Here is a 16741-nt window from a genome sequence, read left to right on the forward strand (position 1 = left end):
CCGTCCCCGCTCCGCCGCTCAGTCTGGGTTCACATCCGGACGCCCGGGTGGGGCGTGTCAAACCTGCCGCACCGTGTCCTGGGCCGTGTCGTCCTGGGCTGCGTTCGGGGCGGTGACCCGCACCGTGCTCGGGGTCCTGTACTGGCCCGTGCCGTCCGCCATGACCTGGGCCAGGTCCTGGGCGTGCGCCTCGTCCACGCCGTGCGTGTTGTCGAACGTCGTGCGCAGTCGCGGGCCCGCCTCGGCGATCTCCTTGACCACGGCCTTGCCCTTGGCGATGAGGGCCTCGGGACCGCCGTTCTGGTAGTAGGAGTTCCGGAAGGAATCGCCCTCGCTGCCGTCGCCCCACGGCTCGGCCGAGTTGAGCTCGGTGATCCTGGCGACCAGCCCGGGGTAGGCCCGCTCCAGGTCGCCGGCCATGGTGCTCCATTGCGAAAGCCCTCTGGTCACCGCGGTCCTGTTGATGGCGACGCCGTCGTAGGGGCCGTTCATCGCTTCCCGCCCATCTGGTCGGCGAGCTGGGTCATCACCGTTTCGATGTCGCCGTCGAGGTGGGCCTTCATCTGGTCGGGCGGGATCAGCGGCTCGAAGATCTCGACGATCCGCTCCTGGGCCGTGGCGGCCGCCCGCTGGATGGTCTCCGTGATGGCGTCGGCGAGCGCGCGGGCGTCGGGACGGCGGTAGACGCGCGGGTCGATGTCGAGCCGGATCACCTCGCCGCGCGCGCCCACGGTGACCGAGACCATGCCGTCGCGGGACTTCTCGGTCACCTGGATGGCCTTGGCCTTGGCGTGCAGTTCGACGCCCTCGTCCTGGAGCCGCAGGAAGGTGGTGCGGAGCTGCTCGGTGTAGGCCCGAAGACCGGCGACATGCGCCTCGATGTCGGACTCCACGACACACCCCCTGAGTCGCGCCCGCAGATCACGCTTTCGGGTTAGTTTCCGATAAGTGAACATCATCCGACAAGAGCATTACCAAAATCGATGATCTCCGGCAGAGGTTCACAAATCCAGGGGGACGGCCCGTTCCTGGAGCTCGCCGACCTCGGCGCGCGGGACCCACGCCCGGTAGACGCCGCGTTCGATCCGTTCGAGCCCGAGCGCGACCGCCTCGGGCGCGGAGCCGCCGAGATACTCCAGCAGCAGCTCGCCCTCGCGCTCGGCGTGCACGTGGAACTCGGCGTCACGCCACCGGCAGAGGGTCGTCACGAAGTGCACGGACTCGCATTCCGCCACCGGGACGGTCCGTACGTGGCATCCCGGCTCGACCTCCTCGAACCCCTCGGCCGGCTCGTCCCGGCGCAGCCGGACCCACGTCTCCAGCGCGGACGCCTCGGGGCTGCACGGGTAGTCGGCGCCGTGCCAGCGGGCGCGGTAGAAGTGCCACGTCACGACGCCTCCTCCCGGACCCCGACCAGCAGCCAGCGGCGCAGGTCGCCGTGATAGATGGCGTGCCGGCGCTCCCTGCCGTCCACGGACAGCTCCCAGATCTCGGCACCGTGGGTGAGCCCGACGCCGTACACCTTGTACTCGCGGATGACCTGGTCCGGGTTGGGCACCAGGCCCAGCCCCACGAAGGGCGGCTCCTCCACCACCCATCCGGCCACCGCGTCACGGCCCTCCTCGTCCCGCCCGCCGTACGGCGTGCGGTACAGGCCGAGCCCGACGGGACGCCACCGCAGCAGCGTGAGCGCGCCGTTCGCGGTGAACGCGTCGGTGCGGCCGAGCGCCTCGGCTAGCACGGCGGGCGTGGCGATGTGCGACACGTCGAGGGCGTGGTGGCAGTAGCCGGAGACCCGCGGCTCACCGCCGTACAGCAGCTCAGGCACCTCCTCCGGGCACAGCACCTTCTGCAGGACGGGGACGCCCCTCTCGGGGGCGAGCGCGAGATCCTGGGCGAGCGTGGGGACGGCGAGCCTGGCCACCGTGCCCGACTCCAGGAGGAAACCGACCGGCAGGCCGGGGTTGATCGCCAGCCCCCAGCGCGGGTCGGGCCACCCGGCGGCCAGTTCAAGCAGGGAGACGACCCGGTGGTGCGTGGCGACGCCCCCGGTGCCCAGCGCCATCGTCTCGGCCGAGGTGTAGGCGATCAGCCAGGTCCGCCGGCCGTCGGAGGCGGTCGGCCAGGCGACCGGCTCCGCGCCCTCGAACGCGGCCCGGGTGATCGGCAGCGCGAAGTCGGCGTCTTTGAGCATGCTGAGGCACAGTGCCGTACGGCCGGCCGCGAAGGCCGCCCAGAGCTCCTCCTCGAACGGGCCGGACGGCGGCACGGCGGGTCCGCCATCGCCCGGGTCCTCGGGTCGCTGCACGCTGATCACAGTAGGCCAAATCCGGCGGATCGCCCCACCTTCCCGGTATCTTCCGAGGCCGCGCGCACTCCCTGGTGTTCGTCCAGTTCGGCTCGCGCTTCACGACCGACGGCGTCGACCACGGATCGGCCGCCCGGTTTACTGCCTTTACCGGCAAATCTGGCAATGTGGACGGATGACGGTCCGCGGGGTGCTCTTCGACATCGACGACACGCTCTTCGACTACTCGACCTCGGAGCGGGTCGGCCTGCTCAAGCACCTGGCCGCCGAGGAACTGCTGGAGCTGTTTCCCTCGCCCGCCGACGCGGTGGCGCTGTGGCGGCAGATCATGGAGGAGGAGTACACCCGGTTCCTCGCCGGCGAGCTGACGTTCGCCGGCCAGCAGCTCGCCCGGGCCCGGCGGCTCCTGGCGCACGTCGGCCGCCTTCCCGCGGGTGACCCGTCCGACGACGCGCTCTCCGTCTGGTTCGCCAGATACACCACGTTCCGGAAGTCGGCGTGGGCCGCCTTCCCGGACGCCGCCCCCGCGCTCTCCTCGCTCGCCGCGCGCTACCAGCTCGGCGTCGTCTCCAACTCGACGCTCGCGCACCAACGGGAGAAGCTGCACGCGATCGGCCTGCTCGACCACTTCGGCGACGCCGTCCTCTGCTCGGAGGAGCACGGCGCGCCCAAGCCGGACCCCGGCATCTTCCTGGCCGGGTGCGCGCTCCTCGGCCTGCCGCCGCACCAGGTCGCGTACGTCGGCGACAAGTACGACGTGGACGCGTGCGGCGCCCGGGACGCCGGGCTGCGCGCGTACTGGCTGGACCGGACCGGCGCCGGGGCCGACGTGCCGGGTGCGGACGGCATCACGGTGATCACGTCGCTGGATGAGCTGGTGACCCTGCTGGCCGCATGATCCCGGAGGCCTCCCTCGTCTGCCGGTGCGCCGGGCGGCGGCCGGGGGGCTGGGTGGGGGCCGGGCCGGGGAACGCCGGAGGGATCGCGCAGGTGATCGGCGCGCCCCTGGAGACGACGTCCTGCTTCCCATGGTGGACGATCTTGAGCGGGTCCCCGTCGAGCAGCGTGTACGTGGCGCACGCCTGGTCCACCTTGACCGTGAGCCGCCGCCCCAGCAGGGACACCGTGAAGGAGAGCCCGGTGAGCGCCGAGGGCAGCCGCGGCGCGAAGCAGAGCACGCCGCCGTGGTGGCGCATCCCGGCGAGCCCCTCGACCAGAGCGATCCAAGCCCCGACCAGGGCCGCGATGTGCAGGCCGTCGCGGGTGTTGTGCTCGACGTCCTCGAGATCCATCAGCGCGGCCTCGGCGAGGTAGTCGTAGGCCAGGTCCAGATGGCCCACCTCGGCCGCGATCACCGACTGCGTGCACGCCGACAGCGAGGAGTCCCGTACGGTCATCCGCTCGTAGTAGGCGAAGTCGCGCGCCTTCTGCTCGGCCGTGAACGCGTCGCCCCGGCGGTGCAGCGCCAGCACGAGGTCGGCCTGCTTGACGACCTGCTTGCGGTACAGGTCGAAGTACGGGAAGTGCAGCATCAGCGGGTACTGGTCGGGTCGCGTCGCGGCGAAGTCCCACACCTGGTGCTCGGTGAAACCGTCGGCCTGCGGGTGGATCCCCAGCTTCTCGTCGTAGGGCACGTACATCGCCCGCGCCGCGTCCCGCCAGGCCGCCATCTCCTCCTCGTCCACGTGCAGCTTCCTGGCCTCCACGGGGTGCCGTTTGGCCGCGTCGGCGGCGGCGTACAGGTTCCGCTGCGCCATCAGGTTCGTGTACACGTTGTTGTCGGCGATGGCGCTGTACTCGTCCGGACCGGTGACCCCGGGGATGCGGAAGTCGCCGTCGGCGTCGTGGTGCCCCAGCGACCGCCACAGCCGCGCGGTCTGCACGAGCAGCTCCAGGCCGACGCCCCGGTCGAACGCCTCGTCCTGGGTGATGTCGTTGTAACGGCCGACGGCGTCGGCGATGGCCGCGTTGATGTGGAAGGCCGCCGTCCCGGCGGGCCAGTAGCCCGAGCACTCCTCCCCGTGGATGGTCCGCCAGGGGAAGGCCGCCCCGCGCAGCCCGAGCTGCCGCGCCCGGTCCATCGCCATCGGCAGCGTGCTCTGCCGCCAGCTCAGCGCGTGGGCGACCGCCTCGGGCAGCACGTAGGTCAGCACCGGCATAACGAACGCCTCGCTGTCCCAGAAGCAGTGCCCGTCGTAGCCGCTGCCGGTGAGGCCCTTGGCCGGGATGCCCCTTCCCTCGCCGCGCGCCGTGGCCTGGAGCATGTGGAAGAGCCCGAACCGCACGGCCTGCTGGATCTCCGCGTCGCCCTCCACCTTGACGTCGGCGCGGGCCCAGAAGTCGTCCAGGTAGCTCCGCTGTTCGGCGAGCAGGCCGTCCCAGCCGGTCTGGCGGGCGGCGGCGAGCGCGGCGTCGGCCTGGTCGCGCACCGCCGGACGCGACCGCGCACCCGACCAGCCGTACGAGACGAACTTGATCACCCGGAGCGGCCGGCCGGGCTCGAGCGAGGCGATCACCGTCACCCGGCCGAGGTCGGGGAAGCTCTCCGCGACGACGCCGGTGCCGTCCGGACCGTCGACGACGTGATCCATCGCGGCGGCGACGCGCAGGCCGCTCGCGCGGGTGTTGTGCACGAGCACGACGCGGGCCTCCCGCGCGGCGTTCTCGCAGGAGATCAGCGGCGCCTCCACCGCGGCGGCGACCCGGGGGTCGCCCGCCGCCGTGGGCATCTGCTCGTTGGCGACGAGCTCGGACTGCACGACCACGCGTAGCGGCTCGTCGATGGGCTCCACCTCGTAGCAGATCGCGGCGACCGACCGCTGAACCAGCGACACCAGCCGGACGGAGGACACCCGGACCGGGCACCCGTCCGGCGACTCCCATTCGACGGTCCGCCGCAGCACGCCGTCGCGGAAGTCCAGGGTCTGCTCGTGCGCGCGCAGCCGTCCGTAGCGGATGTCGAACGGCTCGTCGTTCACGAGCAGGCGGATCACCTTGCCGTTCGTGACGTTGATGACGGTCTGCCCCGACTCGGGGAAGCCGTAGCCGGCCTCGGCGTACGGCAGGGGCCGCACCTCGTAGACACCGGACAGGTAGCTACCGGGCAGGCCGTGCGGCTCCCCCTCGTCGAGGTTGCCGCGCCAGCCGATGTGCCCGTTGGACAACGCGAACAGCGACTCGGACTGGGCGAGGACGTCGACGTCCAGCCCGGTCAGCCGCAGACTCCAGGGCTCGCACGCGAAAGCGGGATGAGTGATCATGATCGCTCCAACAGCTCGGCGAGATCGGAGACCACCACATGGGCGCCGTGCTCGCGCAGCGCGTCGGCCTGCCCGACCCTGTCCACACCGACCACGCAGGCGAAGCCGCCGGCCCGCCCGGCCTCCACCCCCGCGAGCGCGTCCTCGAACACCGCCGCCTCGTCCGGCGCCACCCCGAGCGCCCGCGCGGCGGCCAGGTAGGCGTCCGGCGCCGGCTTGCCCGCCAGGTGCTCCCGGACGACGGTGCCGCCGTCCACTCCCACCTCGAACAGGTCCTCGATCCCTGCGCCGGCGAGCATCTCCCGGCAGTTGGCGCTCGACGACACCACCGCCCGGTGCAGCCCGGCGTCCCGCACCGCGTGCACGTAGCGGACCGAGCCCTCGAACACCTCCACGCCGTCCCTCCTGAGCCGGTTCAGCATCAGCTCGTTCTTGCGGTTGCCCAGGCCGTTGACGGTCTCGGCGTCCGGCGGGTCGTCGGGCTCGCCCTCGGGGAGCCGGATGCCGCGCGAAGCGAGGAACGCGCGGGTGCCGTCCGCCCTCGTCTTGCCGTCCACGTACGTGTCGTAGTCCTCCACGTCGTCGAAGGGGTCCAGCGGAGTGCCGGTGCGCGCGGCGCGCTCGCTCAGGAATCCGTCGAACATCTCCTTCCACGCGGCGGCGTGCAGCCGGGCCGTACGCGTCAGGACACCGTCCAGGTCGAACAGGCAGGCCCGCACCCGGTCGGGTAGGCCCAGTTTCCTCGGGGACAGATCCATTCTCAGGCGACCTCCTCCACGCTTCCGGTACGGTCGCCCTTCCCCCTACCCGTGAAGGGCGGGATCACCGGAAATCGCGGCGGTCAGCCGCGCCCGGCCGCTTGCCTTCTCGCCGGGGTCGTCTCCCGCGCCCGGCACGGCGGGCAGCCGTACGGTGACCGCGAGGCCGCCCTCGGAGCGGGCCCGGGCGGCGATCGCGCCGCCGTGCGCGTCCACGATGGCGCGGACGATGGACAGGCCGAGCCCGGCGCCGCCCGCCGACCGCACCCGCTCGCCGTGCAGCCGCCGGAACGGCTCGAACAGGTCGTCCACCTCGTACGGCGGGACCTGGGGCCCGGTGTTCTCCACCGTGACCACCACCTCGCCGGCGGCGTCGTCCACGCGGAGCGTCACCCACACGTCGCCGTCGCGGACGTTGTACTTGACCGCGTTCTCCACCATGTTGGCCACGCAGCGTTCCAGCAGCAGCGGATCACCCTGGACGACCGCCGGGCGCAGGTCCTGGTGGACGACAACCCTCCGCTTCCGCGGCGCGAGCGCCTGCTCCTCCAGCACGACGCGGACGACGTGCCGCAGATCGACCGGCCTGCTCACGGTGAGCTCCTGCTCCGACTGGGCGAGCAGCAGCAGCCCGTCGATCAGCCGCTCGTACCGCGCGTTCGTGCCGAGCAACGCGCGGGCCAGCGCCTTGAGGTCCTCGGAGGCGGCCGGCTCCTCCAGCGACACCTCCAGGACCGTGCGGTTGATGGCGAGCGGGGTGCGCAGCTCGTGCGACGCGTTGGCGATGAACCGGCGCTGGGCGTCGAACACGCGGTGCAGCCGGTCGAGCATCGCGTCGAAGGTGTCGGCCAGCCGCTTGACCTCGTCCTGCGGGCCGCGCAGCGCGATCCTCTCGTTCAGCGCGATGCGCTCGTGCGGCCTGCTCTCCGAGAGCCGCCGCGCGGTCTCGGTCACCCGGCCGAGGGGTCGCAGCGCGCGTGCGGCGACCAGATGGCCGAGCAGCAGGGCGACGATCCCGGTAAGGACCATGACGAGGAGCGACGACCGGGTCGTCTCCTGCAGCACGTCGGCGGCCCGCTGCTCGACCTCCGTCTGCACCAGCTGCGGGACCGCGCCGACGAGGGTCGGGGTCAGCCTCAGCTCCGTGAGCGGGTCGCCCAGGCCCGTCAACTTCGCGAACTTCATGACGAGCCGCTGGTCCAGCGCCCGCGCCGTCATCAGGTGCCCCACCCACAGCACCGCCGAGCTTCCGGCGAAGAACAGCCCGCCGTACAGCAGGGTCAGCCGCGCCCGCAGCCCCAGCCGGTTCCAGGGGAGCGCCGCGGCGAGGATGCGTCGCGCCCGCGACGTGCCGCGGGCGGTCAAAAGCGGTACCCCCTGCCAGGCACGTTCTCGATCAGCCGCGGCTCGCCGAGCTTTCTGCGCAGCGAGGTGAGGGTCACCCGCAGCACACCCGTGCCCGTGTCGGCGTACTCGTCCCAGACGGCCCGGAGCAGGTCGGCCGAGGAGACCAGGTTCCCGTCCGCGCGCAGCAGTTCGAGCAGGACGTCGAACTCCTTGCGGTTCAGCGCGATCGGCCGCCCGTCCCGGGTGACCGTACGGCGGGCCGGGTCGAGCCGTACGCCGGCCCGTTCCAGCACCGGGGGCGCGGCCCTGGGCGAGCGGCGGCCGAGCGTCCGCACCCGGGCCACCAGCTCGGCGAACGCGAACGGCTTGACCAGGTAGTCGTCGGCGCCGAGGGACAGCCCGTCCACCCGGTCGCGCAGCCGCCCAGCGGCGGTGAGCATCAGGACCCGGCTCGCCGGGCTCGCGGCCGCCAGCGCCCGGCAGACGTCGTCGCCGTGCACCTCCGGGAGGTCGCGGTCGAGCACGACGACGTCGTAGTCGACGTAGGCCGCCAGTTCGAGCGCCTCCTGGCCGTCGTAGGCGACGTCCACGGCGAGTGCGTGCAGCCGCATCCCCCGCGCGAGGGCGTCGGCCAGCTGTTCCTCGTCCTCGACGACGAGCACGCGCATCCCTGCCTCCCCGGATCCCGAATCCGAGGGTGACCGACCGGGTGTTAACGGCGGATAAGGCGAACCCGCCTCTGCTGATTTATCCGCGTTTAGCCCCGAGATCGCTGGAGTTGGTCCGCGCCCCGGGCGAGCGACCCGGGGGCGAAGGAGTGAACCATGAAGATCCGGCTACTCGCAGCCGCGGCGCCGCTGGCACTGGCGCTCGCCGCCTGCGGCGGTGCCGCCTCCGGGGACGGAGGAATCGCCTCGGCGGGCGGTGGCGCGTCCGGCCCCGAGTCCTCCCCGTCCGCGTCGGCCACCCTCGACGCGCGGGAAGCACAGCTCAAGTTCGCCCAGTGCATGCGCGAGCATGGCATCGACATGCCCGACCCGGACACGAGCGGCGCGATCCGCATCCCGTTCCCCAAGGGCATGGACAAGAGCAAGGGCGACGCGGCGATGAAGGAATGCCAGCCGCTCATGGAGCAGGCCGTCGGCGACCGGGCGAAGGCGCCCGATCCGGCGACCCGCGACCGGATGGTGAAGTTCGCCCAGTGCATGCGCGAGCACGGCGTCGACATGCCCGATCCGAGTGGCGGCGGCATCAAGATGACGATCCCCGAGGGCGGCGAGCAGAAGCTCAAGGAAGCCCAGGAGGCGTGCAAGGAGTTCGCCCCCCAGATGAAGACGAACCCGTGAGGAAGGCGCTCGCCGCCGTCGCCGGCCTCCTCGCGCTCGCCGCCGGAACGACGGCGGCACTCCTCGTCGGCGGTGACACGGAGGCGGCCGCGCCCCAGGCGCCGTCCGTCACCGCGACCGCCGCGATCACCCGGCAGGACCTGGTGGACACCAAGACCGTGGACGGCGCGCTCACCTACGCCGGGGAACGGCGGATCGGCACGGACGCCTCCGGCACGGTGACGTGGGTCGCCAAGGAGGGTTCCACGATCCGCCGCGGCCGCCCGCTGCTCAAGATCGACCGCAAGCCCGTCGTCCTGCTGTACGGCAGCCTGCCGCTCTACCGCCCACTGCGACAGGGCGTGGACGACGGCCCGGACGTCGAGCAGCTGGAGCGCAATCTCAAGGCCCTCGGCTACGGGAACGACCTGACGGTGGACGAGCACTTCAGCTACGCGACGTACCTCGCGGTCAAGGCGTGGCAGGAGGACAACGGCCTGCCGGAGACCGGCCAGGTGGACGCGACACAGGCGGTGTTCCTGCCCTCGGCGGTCCGGGTGACCGAGGCGAAGGTGTCGGTGGGCGACCGCACCGCGCCCGGGCGGCCCGTGCTCACGATCAGCGGGCTGCGGCGGCTGGTCCACGTGGACCTGGACACCGGCGACCAGGCACTCGTGAAGAAGGGCGCCAGGGTCACAGTGGAGCTTCCCGGTGGGGAGCGGATCAAGGGCCGCGTCCGCGCGATCGGCACGGTCGCCAAGAGCGCCTCGGCGCAGGGGCAGGGCGACGACAGCACCACCGTGGACGTCGACATCACCCTGGACAAGACGCCGAAGACCCGGCTGGACCAGGCGCCGGTCGAGGTCGAGCTGGTGAGCGAGCGGCACAAGAACGTGCTGGCCGTCCCTGTGGAGGCGCTGCTCGCGCTGCGCGAGGGCGGGTTCGGCGTCGAGGTCGTCGAGAACGGCGCCGCGCGCCTCGTGGCCGTCAAGACCGGCGCCTTCGGCGGCGGCATGGTCGAGATCAGCGGCGAGGGCTTGACCGAGGGCATGCGGGTGGGGGTGCCCGAGTCGTGAGGGAACGGATCGACGAGCGCCCCACGCTCCGGGACGGCGACCCCGACGCGCCGGACGGGCCGTACGTGGTGGAGCTGCACGACGTGACCAAGATGTACGGCGGCCGGGTGCAGGCGCTGCGCGGGGTGAACCTGACGATCGGCGCCGGCGAACTGGTTGCCATCGTCGGGCCCTCCGGGTCGGGCAAGTCGACCATGCTCCACATGATCGGCACTCTGGACCGGCCCACCGGCGGCACCGTGCGGATCGCCGGACACGACGTCGCCGGCCTGTCGGACCGGGAGCTGTCCGCGCTGCGCGCCCGCCATCTGGGGTTCGTCTTCCAGAAGTTCCACCTGTCCCCTGGGACGAGCGCGCTGGACAACGTGGCCGACGGCCTGCTGTACGCGGGCGTGCCGCTGCGGGTCCGCCGGGAGCGCGCCGCCGCCGCGCTGGAGCGGGTCGGCCTCGGCCACCGGCTCGGGCACCGGCCGGAGCAGATGTCGGGCGGCGAGCAGCAGCGGGTGGCGGTGGCCCGCGCGGTGGCGGGCGATCCGCCGCTGCTGCTCGCCGACGAGCCGACCGGGAACCTGGACTCGGCCGCGGGCGCCGAGGTGCTGCGGGTCCTGCGCGACCTGCACTCCGCCGGGACCACGATCGCGGTCATCACGCACGACATGGAGATCGCGGAGTGGTGCCCGCGCCGGGTCCGGGTCCGCGACGGACGGATCGTCGGCGACGAGGGCTCCGGCCACCGCCCGCCCGCGGAGATCACGATCGGAGCCCGCGAATGACCCGGAGGCTCGTGCCCGCCCGGCTCGGCCCAGCCGACGTCCTGCGCGTCGGCGCGGCCGGACTGCGCACCCGCCCGACCCGCGTGTTCCTGTCCGCGCTGGGCATCGCGATCGGCATCGCCACCATGATCGCGGTGATCGGCATCTCGTCGTCCTCGCGGGAGCAGCTCCTGCGCCAGCTCGACCGGCTCGGCACCAACATGCTCACCGTCTCGGCCGGCCATACCCTCTTCGGCGAGACGTCCCAGCTCCCCACCGACGCGGTCGCCATGGTCAAGCGGATCGGCCCGGTCAGCACGGCCGCCGCCACCGGCACCGTCGAGGCGACCGTCCGGCGGACGAACCTGATTCCCAAGGCGGTGACCGGTGGCATCGCCGTACAGGCGGCGACGACCGACCTGCTCACCACGCTGGAGGGAAACGTCGCGAAGGGGACCTGGCTGAACGCCGCGACCGAGCGGCAGCCCGCCGTCGTGCTCGGCTCCGTCGCGGCGAAACGGCTCGGCGTGGACCGGATCGGCGTGCAGGTGTGGATCGGGAACCGGTGGTTCACCGTCGTCGGCGTACTCGGTCCGATGCCGCTCGCCCCCGAGATCGAACGGTCGGCGCTGGTCGGGTTCCCGGTCGCCGCCGAGCGCCTGGGCTTCGACGGACACCCGACGACGATCTACGAGCGGTCGGCGGAGGAGTCGGTCGAGGCCGTGCGGGCCGTGCTGCCCCGTACGGTGAACCCGGAGAACCCGGAGGAGGTCGAGGTCAGCCGGCCCTCGGACGCGCTCGCCGCGCGGGCCGCCGCCGCGGGCGCGTTCACCAATCTGCTGCTCGGGCTCGGCGGCGTCGCGCTGCTGGTCGGCGGGGTCGGCGTGGCCAACACGATGGTGATCTCGGTGCTGGAACGCCGCAAGGAGATCGGCCTGCGCCGCTCCCTCGGGGCCACCCGGGGCCAGGTGCGGATCCAGTTTCTGACGGAGTCGCTGCTGCTGTCCGCGCTGGGCGGCGTCGCGGGGTCGGTGCTGGGCGCGCTGGCCACGGTCGGCTACGCGCTGTCCCAGGACTGGCCGCCGGTCGTGCCGCCCTGGTCGATCGCGGGCGCGGTCGGCGCCACGCTCGTCGTCGGCACGGTCGCGGGCCTCTATCCGGCCATGCGCGCCGCCCGTCTGTCCCCGACCGTGGCGCTGGCCGCCGCCTGACGCCGGTAAGGAGCACGTGCACTGGCGGGCGGGCCCGGCCTCCGGCGGATCACCTCACCACAGATCGCCGAGGTCGGGTCCCAGCCAGAGCAGTGCCGCGTCGAACATGTCGGGGTCGACCGCGGCCCGTTCGCGGGTCGCGGCCGGGTCGGGCGTCTCCGAGATGGTGGCGGTCCCCGGCGGCCCCGGATCGCCCTTCAGCGCCTGCTCGGGGGCGGTCACCGTGATGTTCTGGGTCACCGAACAGACTCTGACGTTGCGGCACAGGACGTTCTGGACGCTGGTCGCGCCGCCGATGTCACTGGTCGACGTGTGCTGGTAACCGTGAAGGTTCGTCGGGCTCTTCACCGACGAGATAGTGCTGTTGCGGGTGCCGTTTCCGGCGTTGGTCTCGTCTCCTCCGCCGCCATCGCGGGCGGATCTGACGGCGACCGCTTTGCGCCCCGCCGCGGACCGCTCCGTCTCCGCCTGGGCGGGGAGCGACGCGACGTTCACGACGAACGCGGCGAAAGCGCAGGCGCCGGCGAGAAAAAGGGGTGTGCGGATCTTTCCGCCGCGCATCCCGCTGTCATGCTGACAAAACATCTGTGTCGCCCTCTGCTCAATTCGGACGAATTCCGGCGACATTCGGCCGGAACCGTTTCGCCAGCGTACTGGCCGCCCGTACGAGAATCCGAGCACACATGACGAGATAAATGGTTATTACGGCTTCATTACCGTTTATCCGGCGACAGCGGGGTGCTTCATCACCCGTGGAAGAACTTGATCTTCTGGAAGATCCGGCAGACCCGCGACCCCTTCTTGCAGAGGGCCGACTGGGTGTTGGAGTTCCTCGCGGTGCTCGACGCCTGTTGCAGGCCGCGTTGGATGGTGGGGCTGTTGACCGAGGCCGAGTAGTTCTTGTTGCACTTGCCGTTTCCTGTGTTTACGACGGGACCGTGGCCGTACGCCATCGTGGTCACCCAGGCGGCGGGACGGATCGCGGTCGCGTCCGCCCTTCCCTGCGGCCACGCGACCGCCCCGGCGATCGCGACCGCCGTCACGAGCGGCGCGAGGCGCAGGGCGTCACGGATGGACGGGACGTGCGACGTCTCCACGAGATGACGAGCCATGTCGTTGTGGCACCTGCCCCTTCACGTCATTCGGCGGCGAACACGTCGTGGCGGAAATGAAACGAGCGATGCCAGCCTGTGTACCCTACGGCCGTCCGCCTGCCACGCACCCCAGGGTCCCTGGCGGAGATGATGACCGGATCTTGCCTCGGCACGGGAATTCGCGACCCTCGAAAAACGAAATCAAGCGAGATATCCAAATAGTTGCCGCCGACAACGCGCCCGGAGAATCACGGAACGCCTGCCGCAGAGCAAGCTGCGGTATCGGCGGCTCTCGCCCTCGTGATGGATCTCATCCAGGGTGGAGACCTCCGCACCCTGCTGCGCGAGCGCGGCACGCTGGCCCCGGCCGAGGCGGGCCGCCTGATGGCCGAGGTCGCCGACGCGCTGGCCACCGCGCACGCCCAGGGCGTCGTCCACCGCGACGTCAAGCCGGGGAACGTCCTGCTCGACGCGGCCACCGGGCAGGCGCGGCTGACCGACTTCGGCGTGGCCCGCATCGTCCACGGTCCGGGCCTCACCCAGACCACCTCGGTCATCGGCACACCCGCGTACCTGGCCCCCGAGGTGGCCGACGGCAGCACCCCGACGCCCGCCGTGGACGTCTACGCGATCGGCCTGATCCTGTACGAGCTGCTCGCCGGGCGCACGCCGTTCGTCGGCGACCATCCCATGGCCCTGCTCCGCCAGCACGCGACGGCCATGCCGCGGCGGCTGCCGGGGATGCCTGATCCTCTCTGGCGGGTCATCGCCGCGTGCGCCGCCAAGGAGCCGTCCCGGCGGCCGGGCGCGGGCGACGTGGCGGCGGCGCTGCGCGGGGCGGCGCCGTCGCTGGCGGGGCTGCCCGCCCTGCCTCCCGTCCCGAGGGGAGAGGCGCCGTCGGCGACCTCCGAACCCATCCCTCTGCCGGCCCCCTCCTCAGAAGGCGCGGGAGGCACGGGCCCGGTCGCCACGGGGTCGGCGACTCCGGGCGAGGAGACCTCACTCTCGGCCCCGCGCCGCCGCTCCAGGAAACGGCTGATCGCCGCTGCGGCGGCCGGCACGGCGCTGGCGCTCTCCACAGCCGCCGTGGCCGTCGTCGCTCCCTGGCGGGCGTCCGACGCGAGGATCGAGAAGACCCAGGCGCTGCAGGACGCGTCGACGGGCGGGCTCGGGGAAAACCCGAGCGCCACGCCGCGCGGCGTCGCGTCCGGTTCCCCGACGCCGAAGCACCGGACCCGGCCGAGGCGGACCCCCTCGCCGGATCCGGTCGTCTCCCGGCCGCCCGAGCCACCTGAGCCCGGTCCGACGAAATCGGTGACCCGGAAAACCCGCACGCCCGCCCCCGAGAAACCGACGACGGTGGAGCCGGACGAGAAGACGACGGTCATCGGGAGCGGGCAGGCGTCCGAACCCCGGTGGCGGTGCCGTTCGTGGTTCTCGCCCAGCACCGGCATCGAGATGTCGCCCTGCATGGCCATGGTGGGCGACGTCTTCTACCTGCTCGGCCGGATCAAGGGGTCCAGCGGCGTCCGCTCCGACATCCACGTCCAGCTCTACAACACCGACGCCGACGTCAACGTCTCGCAGCCCTTCATCTGCTCGGGCGTCTCGCCGTCCCAGGACGGCGCGATCGTGACCTGCGGCCCCTTCACCACCACTGCGCCACGCATCGGGGCCAAGCACGACGTACGGCAGCGCTGGCGCAAGACGGGGGCACCCGCCTTCAGCGGCGGCGTGGAGAGCCCCTGGACCCTCTGGTAGCCCGCCCGTCCTCCCGTCGAGGGAGACGATCGGAACGGGCGCCGTCCGGCCGCCGGTACGGTAGATCGCCTCGGTTGATGATCTTCGCATGACAACCTAAGGTTGTCATGCATGGAGCCATCCGAATTACTCTCACAGGCTCGGTCACGGTCGACCGACCCGGCGGACCCCCTTGAGACCCTCTCCGCCGCGATCACCCTGGGCGAGGAGCTCAGCCGTGACACCGACGCCCTGCTCGACCTCGCCGTACGCGACGCGCGCGCGGCGGGCGCATCCTGGACCGCCATCGGAGAGCGGTTCGGGTTCTCGAAGCAGGCCGCCAGGAAGCGCTTCTCCCCGCCTTTCGCCGGTCGCCATCTGGCGAACCGCCGGAAGAAGCGCGACGCCGCCTGCTCCTTCTGCCGCCAGACACCCGGTCCCCGCAGCCACATGGTTCACGGCGAGGCGGGCCGGATCTGCGGCGCCTGCGTGTCACTGGCCAGCGACATCGTGGCCGACCTCGCCAAGCGCCGATAACCCGTAAAGCGGCGCAGGAACGGGGGACCCCGGGTCCGGCACGAACCCGGCCCGGGATCCTCGTCCCGCGAACCGATCAGGTCACGGTCAGCTGCTCCTGATAGCGCTCCTCCCGCCACAACTCCTTGCCGAGCACCTCGGCCAGCGCCGTGGCCGCGTCGTACACGTCCACGTAACGCACGTACAGCGGGGCGAAGCCCAACCGCATGATGTCCGGCTTCCGATAGTCGCCGACGACGCCCCGGTCGATGAGCGCGCGCATCACGGGATAGCCGTCCTGGTGCCGATAGCTCACCTGGCTGCCGCGTTCGGCGGGGTCGCGCGGCGTGACGAGGGTCAGATCGGGGCACAGCTCGTCGAGCAGGTCGATGAACAGCGTGGTCAGGGCCACGCTCTTGGCCCTGATCTGCGCCATGTCGACCGTCTCCCAGATGTCGAGCGAGGCGTTCAGCGCGCTGTAGGAGAGCACGGGCGGGCTGCCCGCGGCGAACCGGCGCACCCCGTCGGCGGGCCGGTAGTTCGGCTCGAACGCGAACGGGTCCGCGTGCCCGTGCCATCCCGAGACGACGTTGTACGCGGCGTCCTGGTGCCGCTCGGCCACGTAAAGGTAGGCGGGCGCGCCCGGGCCGCCGTTGAGGTACTTGTACGTGCAGCCGACGGCGAAGTCCGCGTCGGCGGCGCGCAGGTCCACCGGCACGGCTCCCGCGCTGTGGCAGAGGTCCCAGATCATCAGCGCCCCCGCGGCGTGCACCCGCGCGGTCACGGCGTCGATGTCGCGCAGCGCGCCGGTCCGGTAGTCCACGTGGCTGAGCAGGACCGCGGCCACGTCGTCGCCGAGCGCCTCGTCGAGCGACCCGATGTCCCTGATCTCGTACGAGCCGAACGCCCTGGCGACGCCCTCGACGACGTACCGGTCGGTGGGGAAGTTCTCCAGGTCGGAGACGATCACGCGGCGGCCGGGCCGGAGCGGCAGCGCGGCGGCCATCACCTTGAAGATGTTCGTCGACGTGGAGTCGCCGGCGAGGACCTCGCCCGGCCCCGCGCCGATCAACCGCGCCAACCGGTCTCCGGTGGTCTGCGGCAGGTCCCACCAGCCCGCGGTGTTCCAGCTCGCGCCGAGGTCGCGGCCCCACTCGGTCTCCACGGTGTGCGCCACCTTCGCCGCCGTACGCCTCGGCAGCGCGCCCAGCGAGTTGCCCAGCAGGTACGTGATCCCGCTGGGCAGGGAGAACTCCTCACGCATATCCCGCAGCGGGTCCTCGCTGTCGAGGACGTAACAGTCGGCACGGCTGACAGACACGATGAACTCCTTTAGTCGGTGGCCTTTTCGTGA

General features: G+C 71.9%; 18 protein-coding genes. 7 read left to right on the forward strand and 11 right to left on the reverse strand.

Features of this window, described 5'->3' with window-relative positions; genetic code table 11:
• Window positions 1-57 precede the first annotated feature (57 nt).
• The 4 genes from AWQ68_RS13820 to AWQ68_RS13835 form a co-directional block, all read right to left on the reverse strand.
• A complete protein-coding gene (locus AWQ68_RS13820; protein WP_066940154.1) occupies window positions 58-492 on the reverse strand; it encodes a hypothetical protein in 435 nt (144 codons plus the stop codon).
• A complete protein-coding gene (locus tag AWQ68_RS13825; RefSeq protein ID WP_066940156.1) occupies window positions 489-893 on the reverse strand; it encodes a YbaB/EbfC family nucleoid-associated protein in 405 nt (134 codons plus the stop codon). The genes AWQ68_RS13820 and AWQ68_RS13825 overlap by 4 nt, the downstream gene beginning before the upstream one ends.
• A 108-nt stretch (window positions 894-1001) precedes the next feature.
• Window positions 1002-1391 carry a UCP033725 family protein gene (locus AWQ68_RS13830; RefSeq protein WP_066940161.1) on the reverse strand — a complete coding sequence of 130 codons (390 nt, stop codon included), beginning with the start codon at window positions 1389-1391 and terminating at the stop codon, window positions 1002-1004.
• Window positions 1388-2308: an SseB family protein gene (locus AWQ68_RS13835; RefSeq protein WP_245655900.1), complete on the reverse strand. Its 921-nt coding sequence runs from the start codon at window positions 2306-2308 to the stop codon at window positions 1388-1390. Before AWQ68_RS13835 ends, AWQ68_RS13830 begins: the two co-directional genes overlap by 4 nt.
• 175 nt (window positions 2309-2483) lie before the next feature.
• Between AWQ68_RS13835 and AWQ68_RS13840 the strand changes: the two genes are divergently transcribed.
• Window positions 2484-3206, forward strand: coding sequence for an HAD family hydrolase (locus AWQ68_RS13840; RefSeq protein WP_066940164.1), 723 nt, complete (start codon window positions 2484-2486; stop codon window positions 3204-3206).
• Here the strand turns inward: AWQ68_RS13840 and AWQ68_RS13845 are convergent.
• The 4 genes from AWQ68_RS13845 to AWQ68_RS13860 are packed head-to-tail and all read right to left on the reverse strand — an operon-like array spanning window position 3166 to window position 8341.
• The gene (locus AWQ68_RS13845; protein WP_066940167.1) at window positions 3166-5568 is read right to left on the reverse strand and encodes a glycoside hydrolase family 65 protein; all 2403 of its coding nucleotides are present in this window, start codon (window positions 5566-5568) and stop codon (window positions 3166-3168) included. The two genes, AWQ68_RS13840 and AWQ68_RS13845, sit on opposite strands and share 41 nt — an antisense overlap.
• Window positions 5565-6326 carry an HAD family hydrolase gene (locus tag AWQ68_RS13850; RefSeq protein ID WP_174554106.1) on the reverse strand — a complete coding sequence of 254 codons (762 nt, stop codon included), beginning with the start codon at window positions 6324-6326 and terminating at the stop codon, window positions 5565-5567. Before AWQ68_RS13850 ends, AWQ68_RS13845 begins: the two co-directional genes overlap by 4 nt.
• A 45-nt stretch (window positions 6327-6371) precedes the next feature.
• Window positions 6372-7691 carry a sensor histidine kinase gene (locus tag AWQ68_RS13855; protein WP_066940170.1) on the reverse strand — a complete coding sequence of 440 codons (1320 nt, stop codon included), beginning with the start codon at window positions 7689-7691 and terminating at the stop codon, window positions 6372-6374.
• On the reverse strand, window positions 7688-8341 hold the full coding sequence (locus tag AWQ68_RS13860; protein WP_066940173.1) for a response regulator transcription factor: 654 nt from the start codon (window positions 8339-8341) through the stop codon (window positions 7688-7690). The genes AWQ68_RS13855 and AWQ68_RS13860 overlap by 4 nt, the downstream gene beginning before the upstream one ends.
• Before the next feature lie 156 nt (window positions 8342-8497).
• Between AWQ68_RS13860 and AWQ68_RS44890 the strand changes: the two genes are divergently transcribed.
• The 4 genes from AWQ68_RS44890 to AWQ68_RS13880 all read left to right on the forward strand — a co-directional run bounded on the left by AWQ68_RS44890 (window position 8498) and on the right by AWQ68_RS13880 (window position 12037).
• Window positions 8498-9019, forward strand: a complete 522-nt coding sequence (locus AWQ68_RS44890) for a hypothetical protein (RefSeq protein WP_066940176.1) — start codon at window positions 8498-8500, stop codon at window positions 9017-9019.
• Window positions 9016-10074, forward strand: a complete 1059-nt coding sequence (locus AWQ68_RS13870; RefSeq protein WP_066940179.1) for an efflux RND transporter periplasmic adaptor subunit — start codon at window positions 9016-9018, stop codon at window positions 10072-10074. The genes AWQ68_RS44890 and AWQ68_RS13870 overlap by 4 nt, the downstream gene beginning before the upstream one ends.
• Window positions 10075-10166: 92 nt before the next feature.
• Entirely contained in the window at window positions 10167-10847 is a 681-nt protein-coding gene (locus AWQ68_RS13875) for an ABC transporter ATP-binding protein (RefSeq protein ID WP_084463979.1), read from the forward strand.
• On the forward strand, window positions 10844-12037 hold the full coding sequence (locus tag AWQ68_RS13880) for an ABC transporter permease (protein WP_066940181.1): 1194 nt from the start codon (window positions 10844-10846) through the stop codon (window positions 12035-12037). Before AWQ68_RS13875 ends, AWQ68_RS13880 begins: the two co-directional genes overlap by 4 nt.
• A 54-nt stretch (window positions 12038-12091) precedes the next feature.
• Here AWQ68_RS13880 and AWQ68_RS13885 read toward each other — a convergent pair whose 3' ends face one another.
• Window positions 12092-12598, reverse strand: coding sequence for a hypothetical protein (locus AWQ68_RS13885; protein ID WP_066940183.1), 507 nt, complete (start codon window positions 12596-12598; stop codon window positions 12092-12094).
• Window positions 12599-12783: 185 nt separating this feature from the next.
• Entirely contained in the window at window positions 12784-13149 is a 366-nt protein-coding gene (locus AWQ68_RS13890) for a hypothetical protein (protein WP_157545282.1), read from the reverse strand.
• A 204-nt stretch (window positions 13150-13353) separates the two neighbouring features.
• On the opposite strand from AWQ68_RS13890, the gene AWQ68_RS13895 reads away from it, so the two are divergent.
• Together AWQ68_RS13895 and AWQ68_RS13900 are read left to right on the forward strand one after the other, a co-directional pair.
• Window positions 13354-14892: a protein kinase domain-containing protein gene (locus AWQ68_RS13895; protein WP_281217633.1), complete on the forward strand. Its 1539-nt coding sequence runs from the start codon at window positions 13354-13356 to the stop codon at window positions 14890-14892.
• 111 nt (window positions 14893-15003) lie between these two features.
• Window positions 15004-15408 (forward strand): ClpX C4-type zinc finger protein, encoded by a 405-nt coding sequence (locus AWQ68_RS13900; protein ID WP_066940192.1) that lies wholly within the window; start codon window positions 15004-15006, stop codon window positions 15406-15408.
• A 76-nt stretch (window positions 15409-15484) separates the two neighbouring features.
• Here the strand turns inward: AWQ68_RS13900 and kynU are convergent, their stop codons facing one another.
• Entirely contained in the window at window positions 15485-16711 is a 1227-nt protein-coding gene (gene kynU, locus AWQ68_RS13905) for a kynureninase (RefSeq protein ID WP_218006873.1), read from the reverse strand.
• Window positions 16712-16741: the final 30 nt, after the last annotated feature.

Source organism: Microtetraspora fusca (assembly GCF_001570365.1).
Taxonomy (GTDB): Bacteria; Actinomycetota; Actinomycetes; order Streptosporangiales; family Streptosporangiaceae; genus Microtetraspora; species Microtetraspora fusca.

Bases quoted from the DNA above. Each gene is read 5' to 3' on its own strand.
- AWQ68_RS13860 (WP_066940173.1), bottom strand. From the start codon at position 8,341: ATGCGCGTGCTCGTCGTCGAGGACGAGGAACAGCTGGCCGACGCCCTC.
- AWQ68_RS13900 (WP_066940192.1), top strand. From the start codon at position 15,004: ATGGAGCCATCCGAATTACTCTCACAGGCTCGGTCACGGTCGACCGAC.
- AWQ68_RS13840 (WP_066940164.1), top strand. From the start codon at position 2,484: ATGACGGTCCGCGGGGTGCTCTTCGACATCGACGACACGCTCTTCGAC.
- AWQ68_RS13880 (WP_066940181.1), top strand. From the start codon at position 10,844: ATGACCCGGAGGCTCGTGCCCGCCCGGCTCGGCCCAGCCGACGTCCTG.
- AWQ68_RS13885 (WP_066940183.1), bottom strand. From the start codon at position 12,598: ATGCGCGGCGGAAAGATCCGCACACCCCTTTTTCTCGCCGGCGCCTGC.
- AWQ68_RS13820 (WP_066940154.1), bottom strand. From the start codon at position 492: ATGAACGGCCCCTACGACGGCGTCGCCATCAACAGGACCGCGGTGACC.
- AWQ68_RS13890 (WP_157545282.1), bottom strand. From the start codon at position 13,149: ATGGCTCGTCATCTCGTGGAGACGTCGCACGTCCCGTCCATCCGTGAC.
- AWQ68_RS44890 (WP_066940176.1), top strand. From the start codon at position 8,498: ATGAAGATCCGGCTACTCGCAGCCGCGGCGCCGCTGGCACTGGCGCTC.
- AWQ68_RS13845 (WP_066940167.1), bottom strand. From the start codon at position 5,568: ATGATCACTCATCCCGCTTTCGCGTGCGAGCCCTGGAGTCTGCGGCTG.
- AWQ68_RS13875 (WP_084463979.1), top strand. From the start codon at position 10,167: ATGTACGGCGGCCGGGTGCAGGCGCTGCGCGGGGTGAACCTGACGATC.
- AWQ68_RS13850 (WP_174554106.1), bottom strand. From the start codon at position 6,326: ATGGATCTGTCCCCGAGGAAACTGGGCCTACCCGACCGGGTGCGGGCC.